The organism is Tellurirhabdus bombi (assembly GCF_021484805.1).
Taxonomy (GTDB): domain Bacteria; phylum Bacteroidota; class Bacteroidia; order Cytophagales; family Spirosomataceae; genus Tellurirhabdus; species Tellurirhabdus bombi.
This window is the reverse complement of the sequence record NZ_CP090557.1, coordinates 249,512-268,597: the sequence shown is the minus strand read 5'-3', so window position 1 is coordinate 268,597 and position 19,086 is coordinate 249,512. Positions and strand designations below refer to the sequence as shown.

General features: G+C 49.3%; 19 protein-coding genes. 5 read left to right on the top strand and 14 right to left on the bottom strand.

The window, feature by feature from the left end; translation table 11 throughout:
- Positions 1-3 precede the first annotated feature (3 nt).
- The gene (locus tag L0Y31_RS01150) at positions 4-357 is read right to left on the bottom strand and encodes an S-adenosylmethionine decarboxylase family protein (protein ID WP_234735232.1); all 354 of its coding nucleotides are present in this window, start codon (positions 355-357) and stop codon (positions 4-6) included.
- A 346-nt stretch (positions 358-703) separates the two neighbouring features.
- On the opposite strand from L0Y31_RS01150, the gene L0Y31_RS01145 reads away from it, so the two are divergent.
- Both L0Y31_RS01145 and L0Y31_RS01140 read left to right on the top strand, forming a co-directional pair.
- Entirely contained in the window at positions 704-1,840 is a 1,137-nt protein-coding gene (locus tag L0Y31_RS01145) for a serine hydrolase domain-containing protein (protein ID WP_234735231.1), read from the top strand.
- Between the two features lie 41 nt (positions 1,841-1,881).
- Positions 1,882-2,811 carry an alpha/beta hydrolase gene (locus L0Y31_RS01140; RefSeq protein ID WP_234735230.1) on the top strand — a complete coding sequence of 310 codons (930 nt, stop codon included), beginning with the start codon at positions 1,882-1,884 and terminating at the stop codon, positions 2,809-2,811.
- A gap of 50 nt (positions 2,812-2,861) precedes the next feature.
- Here L0Y31_RS01140 and L0Y31_RS01135 read toward each other — a convergent pair whose 3' ends face one another.
- Entirely contained in the window at positions 2,862-4,535 is a 1,674-nt protein-coding gene (locus L0Y31_RS01135; RefSeq protein ID WP_234735229.1) for a complex I subunit 4 family protein, read from the bottom strand.
- 58 nt (positions 4,536-4,593) lie between these two features.
- Positions 4,594-6,609, bottom strand: a complete 2,016-nt coding sequence (gene nuoL, locus L0Y31_RS01130; RefSeq protein ID WP_234735228.1) for an NADH-quinone oxidoreductase subunit L — start codon at positions 6,607-6,609, stop codon at positions 4,594-4,596.
- Positions 6,610-6,771: 162 nt separating this feature from the next.
- Here nuoL and L0Y31_RS01125 point away from each other — a divergent pair, with 162 nt between their 5' ends.
- A complete protein-coding gene (locus L0Y31_RS01125; protein ID WP_234735227.1) occupies positions 6,772-8,115 on the top strand; it encodes a hypothetical protein in 1,344 nt (447 codons plus the stop codon).
- 24 nt (positions 8,116-8,139) lie between these two features.
- On the opposite strand, the gene L0Y31_RS01120 is transcribed toward L0Y31_RS01125, so the two are convergent.
- The 5 genes from L0Y31_RS01120 to L0Y31_RS01100 all read right to left on the bottom strand — a co-directional run bounded on the left by L0Y31_RS01120 (position 8,140) and on the right by L0Y31_RS01100 (position 13,653).
- Entirely contained in the window at positions 8,140-8,769 is a 630-nt protein-coding gene (locus L0Y31_RS01120; protein WP_234735226.1) for a 2OG-Fe(II) oxygenase, read from the bottom strand.
- Positions 8,769-9,080 (bottom strand): NADH-quinone oxidoreductase subunit NuoK, encoded by a 312-nt coding sequence (nuoK, locus tag L0Y31_RS01115; protein WP_234735225.1) that lies wholly within the window; start codon positions 9,078-9,080, stop codon positions 8,769-8,771. The genes L0Y31_RS01120 and nuoK overlap by 1 nt, the downstream gene beginning before the upstream one ends.
- Positions 9,067-9,609, bottom strand: a complete 543-nt coding sequence (locus L0Y31_RS01110) for an NADH-quinone oxidoreductase subunit J family protein (protein ID WP_234735224.1) — start codon at positions 9,607-9,609, stop codon at positions 9,067-9,069. The genes nuoK and L0Y31_RS01110 overlap by 14 nt, the downstream gene beginning before the upstream one ends.
- Positions 9,610-9,629: 20 nt before the next feature.
- The gene (locus L0Y31_RS01105) at positions 9,630-11,117 is read right to left on the bottom strand and encodes a 4Fe-4S dicluster domain-containing protein (protein ID WP_234735223.1); all 1,488 of its coding nucleotides are present in this window, start codon (positions 11,115-11,117) and stop codon (positions 9,630-9,632) included.
- A 124-nt stretch (positions 11,118-11,241) separates the two neighbouring features.
- A complete protein-coding gene (locus tag L0Y31_RS01100) occupies positions 11,242-13,653 on the bottom strand; it encodes an alpha-ketoacid dehydrogenase subunit alpha/beta (protein WP_234735222.1) in 2,412 nt (803 codons plus the stop codon).
- Between the two features lie 243 nt (positions 13,654-13,896).
- Between L0Y31_RS01100 and L0Y31_RS01095 the strand changes: the two genes are divergently transcribed.
- On the top strand, positions 13,897-14,340 hold the full coding sequence (locus L0Y31_RS01095) for a DUF1573 domain-containing protein (protein WP_234735221.1): 444 nt from the start codon (positions 13,897-13,899) through the stop codon (positions 14,338-14,340).
- A gap of 84 nt (positions 14,341-14,424) precedes the next feature.
- Here the strand turns inward: L0Y31_RS01095 and L0Y31_RS01090 are convergent, their stop codons facing one another.
- From L0Y31_RS01090 to L0Y31_RS01075, 4 genes are read right to left on the bottom strand one after another with little or no spacing between them, the layout of a single operon-like run.
- Positions 14,425-14,772 carry a hypothetical protein gene (locus tag L0Y31_RS01090; RefSeq protein ID WP_234735220.1) on the bottom strand — a complete coding sequence of 116 codons (348 nt, stop codon included), beginning with the start codon at positions 14,770-14,772 and terminating at the stop codon, positions 14,425-14,427.
- A gap of 54 nt (positions 14,773-14,826) precedes the next feature.
- Positions 14,827-15,162 (bottom strand): hypothetical protein, encoded by a 336-nt coding sequence (locus L0Y31_RS01085; RefSeq protein WP_234735219.1) that lies wholly within the window; start codon positions 15,160-15,162, stop codon positions 14,827-14,829.
- A gap of 12 nt (positions 15,163-15,174) precedes the next feature.
- A complete protein-coding gene (locus tag L0Y31_RS01080) occupies positions 15,175-15,513 on the bottom strand; it encodes a hypothetical protein (protein ID WP_234735218.1) in 339 nt (112 codons plus the stop codon).
- A 28-nt stretch (positions 15,514-15,541) separates the two neighbouring features.
- On the bottom strand, positions 15,542-16,126 hold the full coding sequence (locus L0Y31_RS01075) for a hypothetical protein (RefSeq protein WP_234735217.1): 585 nt from the start codon (positions 16,124-16,126) through the stop codon (positions 15,542-15,544).
- Positions 16,127-16,431: 305 nt separating this feature from the next.
- Here L0Y31_RS01075 and arfB point away from each other — a divergent pair, with 305 nt between their 5' ends.
- Positions 16,432-16,833 carry an alternative ribosome rescue aminoacyl-tRNA hydrolase ArfB gene (gene arfB, locus L0Y31_RS01070; RefSeq protein WP_234735216.1) on the top strand — a complete coding sequence of 134 codons (402 nt, stop codon included), beginning with the start codon at positions 16,432-16,434 and terminating at the stop codon, positions 16,831-16,833.
- Between the two features lie 9 nt (positions 16,834-16,842).
- On the opposite strand, the gene L0Y31_RS01065 is transcribed toward arfB, so the two are convergent.
- The gene (locus L0Y31_RS01065; RefSeq protein ID WP_310587125.1) at positions 16,843-17,922 is read right to left on the bottom strand and encodes a DUF3500 domain-containing protein; all 1,080 of its coding nucleotides are present in this window, start codon (positions 17,920-17,922) and stop codon (positions 16,843-16,845) included.
- 87 nt (positions 17,923-18,009) lie between these two features.
- Positions 18,010-19,023, bottom strand: coding sequence for a T9SS type A sorting domain-containing protein (locus L0Y31_RS01060; RefSeq protein ID WP_234735215.1), 1,014 nt, complete (start codon positions 19,021-19,023; stop codon positions 18,010-18,012).
- Between the last annotated feature and the right edge of the window lie 63 nt (positions 19,024-19,086).

Sequence of the window (19,086 nt, the reverse complement as noted above, 5' to 3'; positions counted from 1 at the left end):
CGGTTAGCGAGATATCTGAGCACGATTTTTCACCTTGGCGTCAAAGTACTGAATGGTTTCCTGAAAGACCGCTTGCGCCCGTTCGGTGTTGTCCCGCAGGAAGTTAGATAAAAATACGTCGAAGGTAGCCAGGTCATTTTCGGGCCACGTATGAATGGAAATATGCGATTCCGATAACGCAATAACGGCCGTAAAGCCACCATTGGGAAATTCATGGTACACTTCGCCGACCTTTTCCAGGTTTAATGCATCGATAAGCTGGTTAAAATGGGCGCGGCAGGCATTAACATCGGTTAGTTTAGCCGAAGAGGCTGTAAAGGACGCCAGAATGTGAGAGCCGGGTTTATACGTGTTCATGGATAGAAGCGGAATAGGAGTTTAGTCAAAGCTACCAAAAGCGGTTCATAAATCAAGAAAAAGTGGAACGCCAGTTAATTGACCTGTTTAAACGGTGAGAAATAAGGATTAATCTCGTCGGGACAATTGGCTAACTTTTTGGGAAATGATTTTTCGTGAATAATAGTGATCTGGTAAAAACCTGTATTTTTGCTTCCGACGTGACTGTTAGAGGGAGTCAGGAAAGTAGTCGTTATTTGCGAATTCAATGAGATTTTCGGGATTTTGGGCAGGTGTTGTTGCCGCATTTATAGCTTGGGGATGTCAGTCCGGTACAGATAAAAAGTTAGATCGTTCGGCAAATGCAATGCACAATTGCGCTGAAGGTCAGAAGCTAAGTCCGGCAGAAGAACAGAAGCTCAGGCAGGAAATCAAAGCCGAAGAGAAGATTGCCAAAATTGAACGCATCATCCAGGGCAAAGTCCGGGCGGGCTTCAACGGGAACGTATTAATTGCCCAGAAAGGAATCGTGCTTTACCAGAATACATTTGGTCTGGCCCATTTTGAGCGCTCCGAGCGGGATTCACTCAACATGGATTCCAAGTTTCAATTGGCTTCTTTATCCAAGACCTTCACGGCTGTGGCTACCCTAAAGTTGGTGGAGGCGGGTAAAATCAAGCTAACGGATTCGGTACAGCGTTTCATTCCTGATTTTCCTTACCACGGCATTGCTATCAGTGATCTGTTGTCGCACCGGAGCGGGCTGCCCAACTATGCCTACGCCTTCGATGACAGCATGAAGCACAATTTCTACAACCGCGAAAAGCCGTATCCCAATAACGATACAATTCTGCGGTGGCTGGCCGCTCTGAATCCGCCGCGCTACAACCGCCCTGGCCGGAGTTTCAGCTACAGCAATACAAACTACATGGTTCTGGCGTCCATCATTGAAAAAGCCAGCGGCAAAACTTACGAGCAATTTGTTCGGAAAACGATTTTCGAGCCGTTGGGCATGCGCCATACGTTTGTAGCAACTACCCAAAGTGATTCGATCAATATTTTCCGCACGGCGGGTTATCAGCGCGGTCGGCGTGTTCCCAAAGATTATTACGACAACGTGGTCGGCGACAAAGGCATCTATTCGACGGTGGGCGATCTTTTCCGCTGGTACCGGGCTTTGAATGGCGACTGCCTGCTGCGGAAAACGTTGCTGTCCGAAGCCTTTCTGCCGCGCAGTTTCGAGCGCAAAGGAACCCGTAACTACGGATATGGTTTCCGCATGCACGTTGACAACGAAAACAAGCCCGAATACATTTACCATACGGGCTGGTGGAAAGGCTATAATTCCATTTTCTGGTTTAGTCCAAAAGACGATTTTGTGGTTATTTTACTAGGTAATCGTCTGAATGCAACCATCTTCCAGATTAAGGAGTTGCTTGAAGTGCTGCACGATGGCCAATCGACGCAGGGAACGGAAGTTGAAAATGGGGAAGTAGACGTGTAAGTTTACGGGCTTTTATAATTGCAGAAAACCCCAGCCCTTGTATGCATCTGATTACTTATTGTTCCTTACTCTCAGCAACACTTCTGCTGAATACATTCACGATGGCGCAAAAACCGGAATCCGTTGACCTTTGGCCCGCTGGTAAAGTGCCCCATTCCGTGGCGAACGACGCTGTTCAGGAAAAAGGCGAGACGGGTGCCGATGGTATTTTGCGCATTAGCCAGGTAAAAGTGCCAACCCTGATGGCCTTTCTGCCAGCCAAAGAAAAGGCAACGGGTGCCAGCGTTATGATTTGTCCGGGTGGCGGCTATTCGATTTTAGCCTATGGGCACGAAGGCGAAGAAGTAGCGCGCTGGTTAAATGGGTTGGGCGTGGCGGCTTTTGTCTTGAAATACCGCCTTCCCGACGACCGTATCCAAACAAACAAAGAGCAGGTTCCCCTGGCCGACGCCATGCAGGGCATGAAGGTGATTCGGCAAAATGCAGCAAAATGGGGCGTTGATCCGAACAAAATAGGCATTATGGGCTTTTCGGCGGGTGGACACCTGGCGTCGACGCTTTCCACACACTACCACCGGGGCGAAGGAGCAAGCGAGGAGGCCAAACCTAATTTCGCTATTTTGCTGTATCCGGTTATTACATTCGGTACTAAAGCGCACTCTGGCTCCCGCGAAAAACTGGTTGGTAAAAATGCCTCTCAGGAACAGATTGATTATTACTCCAATGAGCTACAGGTTAGTGATAAAACGCCGCCTACTTTTCTGGTTCATTCAGAAGATGACAAAGGAGTTCCGGTGGAGAATAGTGTGAATTATTACCTGGCCTTGAAAAACGCGAATGTTCCCGCAGAAATGCACCTCTACCCCAAAGGGGGCCACGGTTATGCGCTCCGCACGAAAGGCAAAGGATCAGTAGAAACCTGGCCCGAAGCTTGCAAAGCCTGGCTTCAGTCAATGGGTTACGTCAAATAAAAGAATTCAAGAGCCGGGACTCGCTTAGTCTCGGCTTTTTGATGAAGAGCTTAGTCAACCATAAATCGTTGCAACCAATCAGCAACGGTGGCATTTGTCAAGTTGAAGAGTAAGTTGGGGAACAGACCCAGCCCGAGCGCCAGAGCCGCCAGGGGCACCAGCATAAGCCGCTCGCGGGTCGTAATATCGGTGAGCAGTCCCATCACTTCAGGCTTAGCCCAAAGTTGCCCGAAAAACATCCGCTGCAAAGTCCAGAGGAAATAAGCCGCCGCCAGAATGATGCCCAGCGTAGCTACCGCCGTCATCCAGCCGGGTAGCCAGAGCGACTGGAAACTGCCCATCAAAGTAAATAATTCACCAACAAAACCCGAAAAGCCGGGAAGGCCCAGCGAAGCAAAAAAGGCAATCGCGGTCAGGGCCGTATACTGGGGCATGACGCTCGCCAAACCTCGGTAATGATCAATGCGGCGGTCGTGCGTGCGGTCGTAGAGAACGCCCGTCAAGAGGAATAACATAGCCGACAGTACACCGTGGCTCACCATCTGGTAAATGGCTCCGTTAATGCCTTCGGGAGTCAGAGACGCTACGCCCAATAGCACAAAACCCATGTGTGAAACGGACGAATAAGCGATCATTTTCTTAAGGTCAGTCTGCGCGAGCGCGTTGAAGCCACCGTAAACAATCGACAAAACACCCAGCCCAGCCATCCAGAGCGCATAGTGCGAGGCGCCATCGGGGAAAATACTCCAGCCGATTCGCAGAAATCCGTAACCACCGATTTTAAGCAGAATACCCGCCAGCACAACCGAGACGGGCGTTGGTGCTTCTACGTGGGCATCGGGCAGCCAGGTATGGAAGGGAACAACCGGAAGCTTGATGGCAAAACCAAGAAACAGACACAGGAAAGCCAGCATTCTGGAAGGAATACCCCCAACGAGAACCTCGCCGTAAATACTCAGGAAAGAATTAGGCAAGTAATTTAACCCATCGGCCATGTAACGCAAGTCGAAGGTATGCACAAGCCTACGCGGGTCGATCTGGTTATTGACTAGCCAGGATTGGATTTGCTGAATGATTTCGGGGCTAATTTCGGAACGCTCATTGATCAAGCCTAAGTTCAAAGCAGTCTCGACCGGATCAATAACCGACAGATAAAGACCAATCATAACCAGGAGGATAAAGACCGATCCCGCCAGTGTATACAGAAAAAACTTGATCGAAGCATACTCCCGGCGCGGCCCACCCCACAAGCCAATGAGAAAATACATCGGCAGCAGCATGAACTCAAAAAATAGAAAGAAAAGGAATAGGTCTAGTCCCACAAAACAGCCGACGATGGCGCCCGTAAGCAGCAGGTAAAGCGAATGGTAGGCTTTTTCGCGTTGGTTGATCGTCCAGGAAGAAAGAGCGCCAATCAGCATCACCACGCCCGTTAGCAAAACAAGCGGCAGACTCAAGCCATCAACGCCAACCAGATAATCAATGGAAACAATACCCAAACTACCGAGTGGCAACGTAATCCAATCGTAGCGCTCGACCAGCTGATAGCCCGCTTGGGCAGCGTCAAAGTGGGCATAGGCGGCACCGCAAAGCAACAGCTCACCCAGGCAAAATAATAGCGTAATCCAACGGTAATGATCTTTCTGGGTTTCGGGCAATACTGCCACCAGAAGCGAACCGGCCAGCGGCCAGAAAATCAGTAAGGAAAGTAAATGCTCTGTCATGATCCTCGTACATGGCAACGTCGAAGCGGCAAACTGCCTGACTCGCCACCAAGTACGTTTATAGTAACAACCAAACAATCAACAATAAACCAATTACTGCCGACACGATATAGGACTGAATACGGCCACCCTGAACGGAACGCGTGAGCTGTCCCATACGCCCGGCCAGCCAGGCACCACCATTAACCAGGCCGTCAACAAGGCTTCGGTCGGCCCAGCTAAGCATGTGCGCCAGAACGACATTTCCGGTAGCCACCAAATGAACAGCCCCATCAATTACCCGCTGATCAAGGCGGTAAAGACCTTTCGACAAAAGCAGTGCCGGCTGAATAATGGCGCGTTGGTAAAAGGCGTCCAGATTCCATTCCCGCTGCCGCAGTCGCTGGATATTTCGGTGGTCAAATCCGTGCAGTCCACGGGCAAATGCATGAAAAGGACGGAATAGCCAGCGATCAAGTAAGGTTTCGCCACCTGTAATCGGATCAGTAGGGGGGAGAAAGTAACCGGTCAATAAACCAACTACAGCTACCATAACCGAGAGCAGGCCAATCAGAATAGGTTCGTAAGCTGAGCCCAGCGCTTCGTTTCCAACCGAAAAATCCATTGTTGGAAATAGTTGATAAAACCAACTGTGATGGGCAGAAAAAGGATTCCAGGAAAAAGTCAGGCCAAGAGAAAGCGCAGCCAGCAGAATAATTGGGCCGGTCATGCGCCAGTCGGATTCATGAACGGCTGCCGCATTGGCACCTCGGTATTTACCCAAAAAGACCAAATGAGTTTGCCGGGCCATGTAGGTTGCCGTTAAACCCGATGATAAAAGGGCCAAAATGGGAACCAGCATGGCTACGCCACCTTGTTCCTGCGCCCAGTCAACGGCACCGGTCAGGATGGCTTCTTTGGAAAGGAAGCCCGAAAACAACGGAAGTCCCGCCAGCGCCGCCGCACAAATCAGATATCCGATAAACGTCAAAGGCATCAAACGACGTAGCCCACCCATGCGTCTCATGTCCTGCGTACCCGCACCGTGAATCACGGAGCCCGCCGCCAGAAAAAGACCCGCTTTGAAAAAGGCGTGCGTTGTCAGGTGAAAAAGAGCGCCCGTGACATTCCCCGTTCCCATGCCAATGACCAGCAGACCAAGCTGCGAGACCGTCGAATAAGCCAGGACTTTTTTGATGTCATTTTGAAAAAGAGCGTTATAGGCAGCCAGAATCATGGTGATCGTGCCAATAATGACGATTACCGTTAGAGCATCTGGCGTTAGCATGAAATGGATGCGGGCCAGCAGAAAAATCCCGGCGGCCACCATCGTTGCGGCGTGAATAAGGGCTGATACGGGCGTTGGCCCCTCCATGGCGTCGGGTAGCCAGGTTGATAGCGGAAACTGGGCTGATTTTCCCACACAACCGCAGAACAGGCACAAGCCGGTCAGGGTAGCCAGCGGATTCGTGTGGTCGAAAGAGCGTGTTATATCCGTAAAGTCGGTCGTCCCAGTTTGGAAGTAAACCAGAAAAATGCCCAGCAGAAAACCAGCATCACCCACCCGATTCATCAGAAATGCCTTTTTAGCGGCGGTGGCGGCTTCGGGTTTGCGGAACCAGAAGCCGATTAATAGATAAGATGACAAACCAACCAGTTCCCAGAAGGCGTACATCATAATCAGGTTTCCCGCCAGCACAATACCGATCATGGATCCAATAAATAAGCCTAAGAAGCCAAAATATCGGTAGCGATCCGGTTCGTCGTGAAGATAGGAGGTGGAATAAAGCTGAACCAGTAGCGCAATGAAATGGACAATAATCAGCATCAAAAACGTGAGCGAGTCCAGCCGAAAGGCCATTGGTAGGGAGAAATCAACCAGCGTGATCCACTCGGTTCGAAGGGTTTGCGTTGTCTGGCCGACAGACGTAGCCACCCACACTGCAAGGCTCAAGCCTACCAGGGTAAGCACAACCGAAATTGGTCCAGCTAACGTATTTGCCCGACGCCCTGCTAATAACCAGACCGTGCCCGACAACAGGGGCAGCAGTAGAATAAACCAGAGGAACAGGCGAATAGAGTCGGACTCAGGCATGAAAAAGCATTACGTGATTTAGCGGGGCAAATATCTTCAATAATCAGTCTAAATCAAACGATATAGGGTACAGCTGAACCGTTTGCTCAAAAGTACGGCCTAATGGGTGATACACCTATTACCTTGTACAACAAATAATAACTTTTCTCCTAAAACGCTCCTATGACAAAAAAATTTACCAGTATAAATTTTCATCCGTTCTTTCCCTGGCTAGTCATTTCTCTACTGATAGTTGCCTTTTACTACTTGTTAATTACTTATAGCCAGAATATTCCGGCGGCTGATGACTTTCACGCAACCTTGCAGTTTCTGCTTGATTATGAGTATAGAAGCGCTTATCCCTACGCAAAAATTGACTTGCTGCTGGCCCAGCATAATGAACACCGTATCGCCATCAGTCGCTTACTTGCTTTGTTTTTATTCAAGCTAACTGGGCACATCGACCTACCCATTATGCTTTACATTCAGCAATTTTTTCTACTTGGCCTGGCGGTTCTGCTGCTGCTTATTTTTCAGAAAAAGCTGTTTGGTTTATCTGCCTGGATTTACGTTCTGCCCGTGGTTTTACTCTTCAACCCAGCCTCTTACGACTCGTATTTAATGATTGCTGGTGGTTCGCAGTCCTACCCGGCCCTTTTCTTTATGGTTCTGGCGCTATTCCTTTTGGACAAAGCGAGCGAAACACTGGTGCCCTGGCCGTGGCTCGGCCTGGCGGTGCTGGCTGCTAGTTTGGCAACATATTCGTTCGGATGTGGCCTAACCGTATGGATTGGCGGCGGCTTCCTGCTATTTTATCAGCGTTGCTGGAAATCCCTGGCCGTTTGGAGTGCGGCGGCGGTGCTGTTCATTGGCCTGTATTTCTTCAATTATAGTCGGCCAATCACCAGTGAGAGTCCTTTGTTACTGCTGGTCGAGCATCCGTTTATGCTGATAAAATGCTTGCTGGTTTATCCAGGCACTCCCTTTTTAGTATCATTGTCTGCCCCTTGGATGACGAAACTGCTGGTCTGTGTGTGTTTTGGGATTGGTGTAGTAAGCTGGATTTACGTTGCTTACCTGTTTTTTACCGGTTGTGGCCGCCGTAGCCCCCTGTTGTTCTCGCTGCTAGTAACCAGTTTATGCGTTGGTGCTATGCTGGCGCTTTCGCGAAGTAATCACGGCCTCAGCGGCATGTTTACCTCCCGGTATCGAATTATCTCCAGCCTGACACCCATATGTATGTTTGCCATTCTGGTTGAGCAGCAAATTATCTGGAGGCGCCAACAAATACGTTGGTTTAATGCAGCATTGCTTGTGCTGTTTGCCGGTGCAATCTGGATATACAGACCCTATTTGGAGACTCAGTTTCTGGGCCGTAATCAAGGGTTCATTGCCTGGAAGAAGCACGGTAGCCCTACTTTGCAGATTCAACCTGAACTACAGCAAAACGTTTCCGCAACGCTTTCGCAATGTATTCGACTTGGAATTTACCAACCACCTGTTTTAGATAGCCTGGCTACCAGATAGTAAGCAAAAACGGAGCGTGCTGATTTACCGAGTTCCCCCTGTCCTTAACCAACCCGTTAAACTAAGGCGCTCCCGGGTAGCGGGCAAAACTTCATGCTCCAGCTTATCGCTTTCGAAGCAAACCAGGCGGCCACCAGCGGGTAGGATAGAGATCGCTTCTTCACCTCCGTCGGGTTGCGGCAGGTAAACAACGAGTTGCCCGCCATCGCTTTCCTGCCAGTCCTGATTCAGGTAACAGATTACAGAAAGTTTGCGCTGGGGGCCACCCAATGACGAATTGGCACGAAACCGATCCAGGTGACGTTTGTAGAATGTGCCTGCCGGGTAAAGGGCATAGTGAATTTCGCTGTCGAGCAGACCCAGGTAACAGGTCCGATTCAGGTACTCAATCAGGTATTGAACCCGGTCGAGGTAAAGGGTTTCTTCCGGCAACGCATCTGCGCGGTCGAGCCAGCGAATCTGGTCGCCCCGGATGCTCGTCTGCACCGTTACCTGCTGATTTCCTATGGCAGCTGTTTTGAATTCGCCCTGCTGATTTCGGGCATAAAGCGTTTGGCGCAAGATTTCCACTTCGTCAGGCGACAAAAAATCATCGACGATGCCGTATCCTTTTTCCAGAATGCCATCAATAAGTAATTCAAAACGCTCTTCCATTATTTCTTCAAGTCATTAATTTCGTCCAATTGCACCGTATTGAAATGCCGGTGAAGCTGCAAAATAATCGCCAGAGCAATGGCCGTCTCGGCAGCCGCAACAATCATAACAAACAAAGCCAGCATCTGCCCTTGCAGGCGATCGGGGTCGTATTGGCTGAAAGCAATCAGGTTAAGATTGACGGCGTTAAGCATGAGCTCAATGCCCATCAATACCATGATCGCATGGCGTTTGATAACAACAATTGCCAAACCAATACTGAACAGAGCGGCGGCAATTAAGAGATAATAGCCTGGATTAACGGTTTCCATGGTTGGTTGGTGTCGGGCGGGAAGCGGCGGCTATGGTGGCAGCACCAATAAGGGCAACAAGCAATAAAACGCCTGCAATTTCAAACGGTACACTAAATTCGGTCATCAACTGCTTACCAATAATGGCTGGTGTCGGTTGCCAAACTGCTTCGCGACTGAACATGACAAAATTAGCCCGGATCAAGACGCTGTACAACGCCGCAAACAACCCGACGGCAACCAGCAAAGGCCAGAACCAGCCCCGGTGGCGGGTCAGGATATAATTTGGTTTTGTCGAAGCCGTTTGTTCGGGTTGTTGTTTATGGGTGAGCATGACCCCGAAAATAATTAGAACGAGTACACCGCCGACATAGATCATAATTTGCGAAACAGCCAGAAAATCAGCCCCGGCCAGAACAAACAAACCAGCTACGCCCAGCAAAGTAATCAGCAGAAAAAAAGCAGCGTACAACACATTTCGCGTTAGCAAAACAGCCAGCGCTGAGCCAAGAGTAAGTAATGCAAATAGAATAAAAATGAGTTGAACCACTGCTAGGGAAATTTAAGAGTCTAAGCGGATTCGCTGGGCGGATCGTTTGGTTTTGCTTTGGGCTTCATGCTTGGCCGGAACGCGGGCTTAGCAGCCGGCTTTGGCTCCTCCGTCTCACCGGGTTGCGGCTCGATGGAGGGCGAGCTGGCTTGTGGTTGTTCGGGATTCGTTTCGGCAGGGGGCGTGCCCTTTGGCTTCATGCTTGGCCGGAACGCGGGTTTGGGCGTTACTGGTTTCGCCACCTCCTCGACCGCTGGTTTTGATTCCTCAACGGGTGCGGGACTTGGTTCAATGCTTTTCGACTCCACCGGTTGCGCTTCGCCGGCTGGTGCCGACTTTGGCTTCATGCTTGGCCGAAAGGTAGGCTTAGCCAGTGGTTTCGCAGCCTCCGTTGATTCCGGCGCTGATGCTTCGGTTTTCGTCTCAACGGGTGCAACAGGCGTTACGTCACTCTCAGGTGCTGTTTTCGGTTTTAATGTTGGCCGGAAAACAGGTTTGGCCGTTGGTTTTGGTAGTTCTTGCTCAGGTATTGCATTGCCTGGAGCCAGTAACTCTTCCTGAGCAGGTTGAACGGCTTTGGATTTTAGCGTTGGTCGGAAGGCGGGTTTTGGTGCCGCTGGTTTTGGCTCCTCTGTCAACGATTCGGATTCTTCAACGGCCTTGCTTGGCGGTTCAATGGGCTTACTATCAGCCGAAGTGTCTGGAGTAGGCTGAGGCGTTTTTGGCTTTACGGATGGCCGGAAGGCGGGTTTGGGCACCGCTGGTTTGACTGCTTCTACTTCAGGAACTGCTGGTTCCGATTCATCCGTCTTTGGTGTTTCGCTGGGAGCCGGAGCAGCACCAGGCTTCATACCGGGTCGGAAGACAGGGCGTTTAGGAGCCGTAGCAGGCTCAGCGGTCTGGACGGGCTTTGCTGCTTCGGCTGCTTTTAGGGCAGCCTGTTGAACTTTGATTTCTTCTTTTTCGCGCACAAACTGGTCATACAAACGCCGTTTTTCCTCAGCCTCCGTGGGCGTCAGATTAGCAAAGTGGTAGTTCATGTGACCAATATCGAACTCGCTGTAGTCGAACGTCTTGGTCATGGTCAGGCATTCGGTGGGGCATACCGTCGTACAAAGACCACAGTAACAACACTTGGCCATGTCTATATCGAAAGTGCCCGCATACAGCCGGATAGGCGAACCATCCGACGCTTTCCCAACTTCTTCCGTCGCTTTGATGGTATCAATGGTGATGCAATCAACCGGACAGACTTTAGCGCATTTGTCACAAACAATGCAGTCGTCGATTTCATTATGCAGCCGATACCGCCCGTTGTCGGGAATAGGAATCGTTTGAAACGGGTATTGCAAGGTAACAATGCCCGAAGTCTGCTTGAAGTACGCATCATCCTGCACATTGATCGGATCACGACTGTGCCTAGCCTGCCAAATATGCTTTAGCGTCAGTTTCAGGCCTGTAATTGTCGTGCTGATGCCTTCCTGAATATCTTTGAAATACTGATTCATTCTTAAAAAACAAAAACCGCAAAGAGAATCGCCAGTCAGTGCGGGCGCAAATTACCCACCAATGCGGGAAATCTGTGCTGTCGCTACGAAAACTTTGCGCTCTTTACGGTTAAAAACGATTCAGTTACGAATATAATTCCGGGAAACGTGCCGGATCGCATTCCTGCATTAAGCTATAGACTAAATCAAAAACGTCTTCGGTGCTTGGTTTTGAAAAATAGTCACCATCCGATCCGTAGGCTGGGCGGTGGGCCTGCGCCGATAATGTTCGGGGAGGCGAATCCAGCCAGCGATAGGCATTCTGCTCTTCGACAACTTTCTGCATCATGTACGCTGAAGCACCGCCGGGAAAATCTTCATCTGCGAAAATAACCCGGTTTGTTTTCTGGATGGATTCAACAATGGAATGATGTACATCAAAAGGCAATAAGCTCTGAACGTCAATTACTTCAATATTGATACCCATTGCCTCAAGCTGTTCGGCGGCTTCCAGTACGATGCGGCACATGGAGCCATAGGTAACAACCGTCACATCCGAACCTTCACGAATTATTTCGGGTACGCCCAGGGGTACGCAAAATTCATCCAGGTTTTCGGGGAGCCGTTCCTTGAGGCGGTACCCATTCAGGCATTCAATTAAGAGACCGGGGTCATCGCCTTTGAGCAACGTATTGTAGAAGCCCGCCGCCTGGGTCATGTTACGTGGAACAAGGACATGCACACCCCGTAAACTATTCAGAACCGCGCCCATGGGAGAGCCTGAGTGCCAGATTCCTTCCAGTCGGTGCCCGCGCGTCCGGACAATAAGTGGAGCCATCTGGCCGCTCTTGGTGCGGTAACGCAACGTAGCCAGATCGTCCGTGAGGGTAGCCAGCGCATAAAAAATATAATCAAAATACTGGATTTCCACGATGGGGCGCAGCCCGCGCATGGCCATACCGATACCTTGCCCAATAATCGTGGTTTCCCGAATGCCTGTATCCGTAATTCGTAGGTCGCCGTATTTTTCCTGAAGGCCGGCAAACCCCTGATTAACATCCCCAATCTTACCTACATCCTCCCCTAAAGCAACCACCCGGGGATCACGCGCAAAGAGCGTGTCGAAATACCGCTGCATTAATAAATACCCATCAAGCATCTGACTGGTTTCCTCGTAACGTGCCGGAACAGCTGCTACGTTCATGGGTGATGAGGCAAATGGGCTGTATAAATGCGAATTAAAGCGGTCTTCGTTTTCGAGCTTAGCCCGTTCCAGCCAGGCAAGCAAGCCTTGGCGGGCTGGATTGTTTTCCCGGTTTAAGTACCGCAAAGCGCGACGGGCTGCTGCAACAGCATCACGGCGCAAGGGCGAATAGGTATGTTGAAGCTGATTGCGTATTTGAGCAATTGATTGACCATTGGACGACGTATCAATGGCTGCCTGAAGCAAGCCCATTACCTCGTCATAATCACCTTTCATGGAGGAAATGTAATTCGCCCAGGCCGTTTGTCGCGCCTGCTTGATGGTTTGAGCAGCAGCACGTTCGATCTGCGTTAGCTCATCGTCACTGGCAAAACCATTTTCCAGAATCCACTGCCGAAACTGCTGGTTACAGTCGAGTTCATGCTCCCACTTAAGGCGATCTTTCGATTTATAACGTTCGTGAGAGCCCGAAGTAGAATGCCCTTGAGGCTGGGTAACTTCCTGAACATGAACCAATACTGGTACGTGTTCTTCCCGGCATAGCTGGGCTGCTTTCTGGTACGTTTCAATAAGAGCTACATAATCCCAGGCTTTAACCGTAAAAATCTCAATTCCCTTGTCGTTTTCGTCGCGTTGCAGTCCTGCCAGAGCTTTTGAAATACTTCCTTTCGTGGTCTGGTATTCGATGGGCACGGAGATGCCATAGCCATCATCCCAGACAGACATGAGTAGCGGAACTTGCAGAACACCAGCCGCATTCATGGCTTCCCAGAACATGCCCTGTGATGTGGATGCATCACCAATGGTGCCGAATGTGATTTCGTTACCTTGGTGCGAAAACATCGTCATAGAATGTAACTCAGGGTTCTGGCGATAGAGCTTGGAGGCATAGGCCAGACCTAAGGCGCGGGGAATTTGCCCGGCAGTAGGCGCAATGTCGCCAACGGAGTTAGGAACATCGGTTTGGGAACGCCACTGGCCCGTTTCATCAATCCAGCGATTGGCGTAATGGGCATTCATCTGGCGACCGGCCGAATGGGGTTCGGCTTTTACGTCGGTATGGGCATAAAGCTGGGCGAAAAATTCGACCCAGTTTAACGCATCGAGCGCAACCATAAATGTTTGGTCGCGGTAGTAACCTGATCGGAAGTCGCCGGCAGCAAAGGCAGTTGCCGCCGCGAGTTGCGGAAGTTCTTTGCCATCGCCGAAGATTCCAAATTTAGCTCGACCGCCCATGACTTCGCGACGACCTATCAGGCTTGCCTGACGGCTTTCTGAGGCGAGCCGATAGTCTCGCAGGACTTTGTCCCGCGTTAAGAGATCGGTTTCGCTAACTGATTCGTTTACAATCACAGAACCTAAAATTTAAAGGTTGCCGAATTCGTTTGCTGATGAAATAAGACTACTGAATAACTGGTCTTACTAAGAATTAGACGACTTAAAATAATATAAAGTTCAGCAGCTTTCAAAGAAACGAAATTTTGGTTTTCTTTGTTAAGAGTTCATTTACCAATGTTTCTTTGGTATATGCTGGTGAGCGAGATGCGATTAGTAAGCTTAACGACTAAATTTTTATAACTAAATTTTCCAGAACCAATGAAAAAAGTTTTTTCACTTATCGTAGTTATTTTTGCAATTACGACAGGCGCGTTTGCCCAAAAAGGTGTTCTCAAATTCGAGAAAGAAACTCACAATTTTGGTAAAGTGGACCAAGGCAAGCCTGCTACTTATACCTTCGAATTTACAAATACGGGTACTGACCCGGTCGTTATTTCTAATGCACAAGCATCTTGCGGTTGTACAACACCTGATTGGACAAAGAGTGCGGTATTGCCAGGCCAGAAAGGAATCGTGAAAGCTACGTACAATGCTGCCGCGATGGGCAACTTCAGCAAAACAGTAACCGTGACCAGCAACGCTGAGCGCTCAACGGTTGTGCTGAACCTGACAGGTGAAGTCGTAGCGGCAAAAGAAGCTGCTTCAGCGGCTGCTCCGGCTCCGGCAGAGAAGAAAAAAGGTGCGAAAACAACCTCCCGCTAATACGCTGAAGGGTTAATTGAAAAGTAGTACCCCAAAGGCATCTGGCATTTACCGGATGCCTTTTTTGTGTTAACAGGGGTTTCTTTACGGGTTGTTTGGATTTCCAATATTACGCAGAGCTGCCGCCAGACTTTGAAGCTGAGAGGGCATTTCTCCTTCAGAGCCGGTTTCTGCACTGAACTCGGTTAGCTGGTCGGCAATGTCGTTGAGCAGCGCCTGAACGCCTTCTGACTGGGGCGAAGGTTGGCTAACGGCCTGCTTGAGCTCCTGTAATTTCCCGGCTAGTTCATGCGTGTTTTCGCTTTCCTGCAAAACGGTTATCCACTGGTCGAGTAGGGGAGTGCCATTATTTGCTAACTCAGAAGGGTCATCGCTGCTAAGGGCGTCAATGGTCGTGTCCAGTAAGTCGCTTGTATCTGAAAGGGTTGCCATAATGGAATGAATTTAGGGTAGCTAGAAATAAGCAGATGCACTCAAGAACAAGGCTTAAAGTGCATTGCCAAATTGCTGGATCGCATCAACCAGCGGACGCAACTGATCACGAACTTCCGGATCGGCGTTGTTGGTAACAACGTCGGTCTGTTCCGCTAAATCCAGCAAAATAGCCCGGACGGTAGTAGGATCCGGATAGCCGCTTTCCAGCTGGCTTTTCAGTTCTTCCAGCGAAATTTTTATCTGCTGCGTTTGCGGCGAATCGCCAAGCACTCGTAGCCAATTACTAATCAATGATTGCCCGTCTGTTGGAACAAGGCTTGTTACTCCACCGTCGTTCAAAGACGAAACGGTTGCGTCGATGAGTTCATTTGTTGGTTGGTTTTCCATAAGGCTTACCCTTTATAGTTGGTTGCTAAATTGCCGTAAGACAATTACAATTTCTTCCAGTTGGTTGGTCCACGTGCTTTCAATCCCCTGCGATAACAAGGCTGTCTGGTCTGCCAGATTATTAAGCAGGTATTTTAGCTCATCGGAAGAGGGGTTCTCAGTTTGGAGCAAGCCCTGCAAACTTTCCAGATTATGCCTAACGGACTCCGTCTGGGGAAAGTCTTTTAGAACCTTTAGCCAGTCTTCAACCAGAATTGCTCCATCGCGGGACGATACTTCCGAAGCGTTTTTGCCTTGCAGGGTATGCCGAGTTTCATTAAGAGCGCTTTGCGTCAATGCATTAGATGCCATAATGAGATATAATTAATGAACAATACTATTAACTTTCACTACCGCCTTCCCGCGTTGAGTTACCGGGAACACGCATGTCAGTACCGGGGTTTGGTGTGCCGGTTTGGGAGTTATTATCGGTTGTTCCAGAACCGGGTGCTGCCTCATTCGTATCACCAGGACTGCCATCTTTACGGCCCATCTCCGGAGCACCTGCGTTGCCTGTAGCACTGCCAGTATGCGTTCCAGTAAAGATTTGCCCTTTGCTGCCTTCAAAATCGGGTTTGCTGCGGCCTGCAATAAGGTCGCTAAAACCACGCAGTGACTGAGCCAGTTCTCGCAGGTGGGGTGTTACACTTTCGTCGGCTGAAGGCGCAATCTGTTCGGTCTGGTCAGCCAGCTCTTGCAACAGCACATCGATTTGTTCGCTGTTTGGATTGCCCGCCTGTAGTTGCATTTTAAGCTCACTTAGTGTGTTGGCAATCGGATTGGTAGACTCATCACCGCTGTGTAAGGCTGCCACCCAGTTATCAATCAGTGAAATACCGTCCTGGGCTGAAACAGAGGTGACATTACCATTAAAGGTCTCTACAGTTGAATTAATTAGGCTTATTTGCGTTTGTGTACTTGCCATAAGGTTGTTTATCTAGCAGATCATTACTCAGAAATAGATGACTTATTTGTCCTTACTCGGCTGAAATCGTTCAGAGAAGTCGCCCAATCGTTGAGGCACTTTGTATCTATTTTCTGTTGATGACCATGATGGTTTAGTTGAATAGCAGGATGTTTAGTCCTGAGTTTGTAGCTTTGTATTGTATGTTTCAGAACAGGCCTGACGAAGGTTTGTTTATGGATTGGTGGAAAAAACTATTGAAAGTTTGGGCCGGGTCATCTGGTTTGAAGCCACCCACACAGCATTGACCGAGTTATTGCAACACAATGGATCCAACTAAATTATATTCTGAGCTTCAGTTTCAATTTGCCCGTAGCGGGGGCAAGGGTGGGCAAAATGTTAATAAGGTGGCAACCAAAGCGGAGTTGTATTTCGATGTGCTCAATTCTGCTTTGCTGACAGAAGAAGAAAAAGCAATTCTCCTCGAAAAGCTAGCCCATAAGCTCACCACAGAAGGCGTGTTAGTGCTCTATCACCAGACAGAGCGCACCCAACTGGCTAACCGCGACAAAGTCACACGGAAATTTTACGATCTGATTCGGAAAGCCTTTGAGAAACCTAAGCCCCGCAAGGCTACAAAACCGACTAAAGCGTCGCAGGTAGAGCGAAAGGCCGAAAAAAAACGCCGGGGCGATGTGAAGGAAGCACGGAGAAAAGTGGATTTCTAGCCGAACAGGCTATTTTTTGCCCGCGTGCTGCGAACGGTAATGCTCCATGAGCAAATCTTCCCCAAAATCATTCGTTAAATCACGCACGACCGTATGAATGTGGTTGGCGTTATTTTGCGAATTATCGTATTCAATCAGAATGGTTGGGCCGTGGATGCGGTAATACTGTCCTTTGCCAGGACCTGGCTGGGCGATCCCGTACTCGGGGTCGCGGTCCCCTGCCCAGGCAAAGGCAATTTTGGATAACCCTGCCTTTTTTAGTTTATCTAGTTGCTGATTTTTCAGGGTAACGTGGTAATTGTTGAGATACGTATTCAGCAAATCCATGAACAGTTTTTGCTGGGCGCTGGTCATTTCTGCCAGGGGCAATCCTTCTATTTTTGCCAGTGAAGCTTTGCGGCTATTGCCCGTAAAAATGTCGTTAGGACAATTCTCCGAGATAACGGCCTTCGTCAATTGTTCTTTCGATAACGCCTTGATGAGCGCATAAGCCAGCTCCGTTTCGGATTTTAAAATATACTTGCCTTTCTGCGGAACATCAGCCCGCACCACGCCCGGATTACTGCCCATAAAAGTCGGCGTCATGCCAAGCACCTGGTTGGTGATGGATGAGAATTGAAACGACAGATGATGTCCTTCCATGCGCCATCCCCAGGGTTTGCTCTGGTCGGATTCTTTTTCCAGCGGCTCCCCAAAAACGCTGAAATAATAATTAGTTGGATCGCGGTAGTTATCATCTGGACCCCGTTTTTCGATGACACGTAGCACATTTTCCAGATCTATAATGGCCGTTGCTTTCGCGTAACCCTGATCGCTGAGGGCTGTTTTGAGAATGGCCATGGCCGCCTGTTGTTGCGACTCCGTCATTTTTTTGAGGGTAAGTCCTTTGCGCTGCCGAGGCACAAAAAACCAGTTAAAGCGTTCTTCATCCTCAAAATTAAAACTTACCTGTTGCCGCTGCTCAGGGGTGAGGGTTTGTAAAAATGCCCGCACTGTTCGGCTCATCGCCTGATTAACGGGTTCCGGCTTCGTTTGCGAAAACCCCAGAAAAGGGAAGGATACAAAGAGAAAAAGAAGAAAAGCTTTCATGGCTGGATTTGGGAATGCGTCAGCCTAAAAAGCAAAAACCCCCGCACATATACCGATGTGCGGGGCTGGAAACCGATTGTGAGTATTTTACTTCTGAATCATCAACTTAGTGGCTTTCTGTAGGTTTTCGCCTTTAAGTATCAGCATGTGCATGCCCGCGGAATGATTCGGAGTAAGGGTTGTCTTTACTTTGTAAAGCCCAATTTCGTGGTGTTTTTCCGGAACAATTTCCTGTATTTGTTTACCCTGCAAATCAACTAGCGTAACATTGGTTTGACCCGGAATTAAAATGCGGTATTTCACCTCAATCTCACTGGTTGCCGGATTGGGGGTTACTGAAAGGATTTCCTGGTCGGTGGTGCCTTCTGCCAGACCTACTGTCTGGGTAACTTTACCCCCAGATAATTTACCCGCCAGCGAAAGATTATCAACTGCCTTGGGTTTGACGAAACTGATCAGGTTTTGCTCGTGATTACGGCAATAACGTTCGGCTGCTTTTGAATTGGCTGAAACAGGCGACTGGATAGAAATTGAATTGCCGATATTGCTTCCGTAAAACTGCCGAATTTCTTTTTGGACTGGCTCGTTAGCCTTCACAATCCGAAGCTCGCCCGCCTGATCCCCTGCCGGGAAGGAGAAAAGCGGCACGGGCTGCCCAGCCGTTACCTGGCCTACATCAACAGCCTGAGGCGCCATACCAAATTGGTGCACGACCAGGTTGTCCAGCGAAGCAAGAGAATTTTTACCTCGGTTACTAAACATCTCATTATCAAATACAAAATCGCTCCAGCTACCGTTAATGTTCGTAATCTGGAAACCGGAATCACGGCTGGAGCCGCTCTGGGGCGGGGTATAGCCATTTGGCGCAACAATGCTAAATTGAGCCGTAACAAGTCGGTGCGTTGACGAAACGGAAGGTATGTACCAGGCCGTGACGCGATTAGTAGCTTTGTCGAACGTGATTTGAAATTCAACAGGCTGGTCGGCGGTGCTCGGGTTGAGGCATTGGGCCGAAGCGGTAGTTGTGGCAAATAATCCCAAACCCAGTACAGCTAAACGGCGCCAGCGCGTCCTTTTTGATGATGTAAACAGATTTTTCATGGTGTATTGGCTTAAATTTATAGCTAATAATGCTTGTATAAGCAAATATATATCCTTTATGTA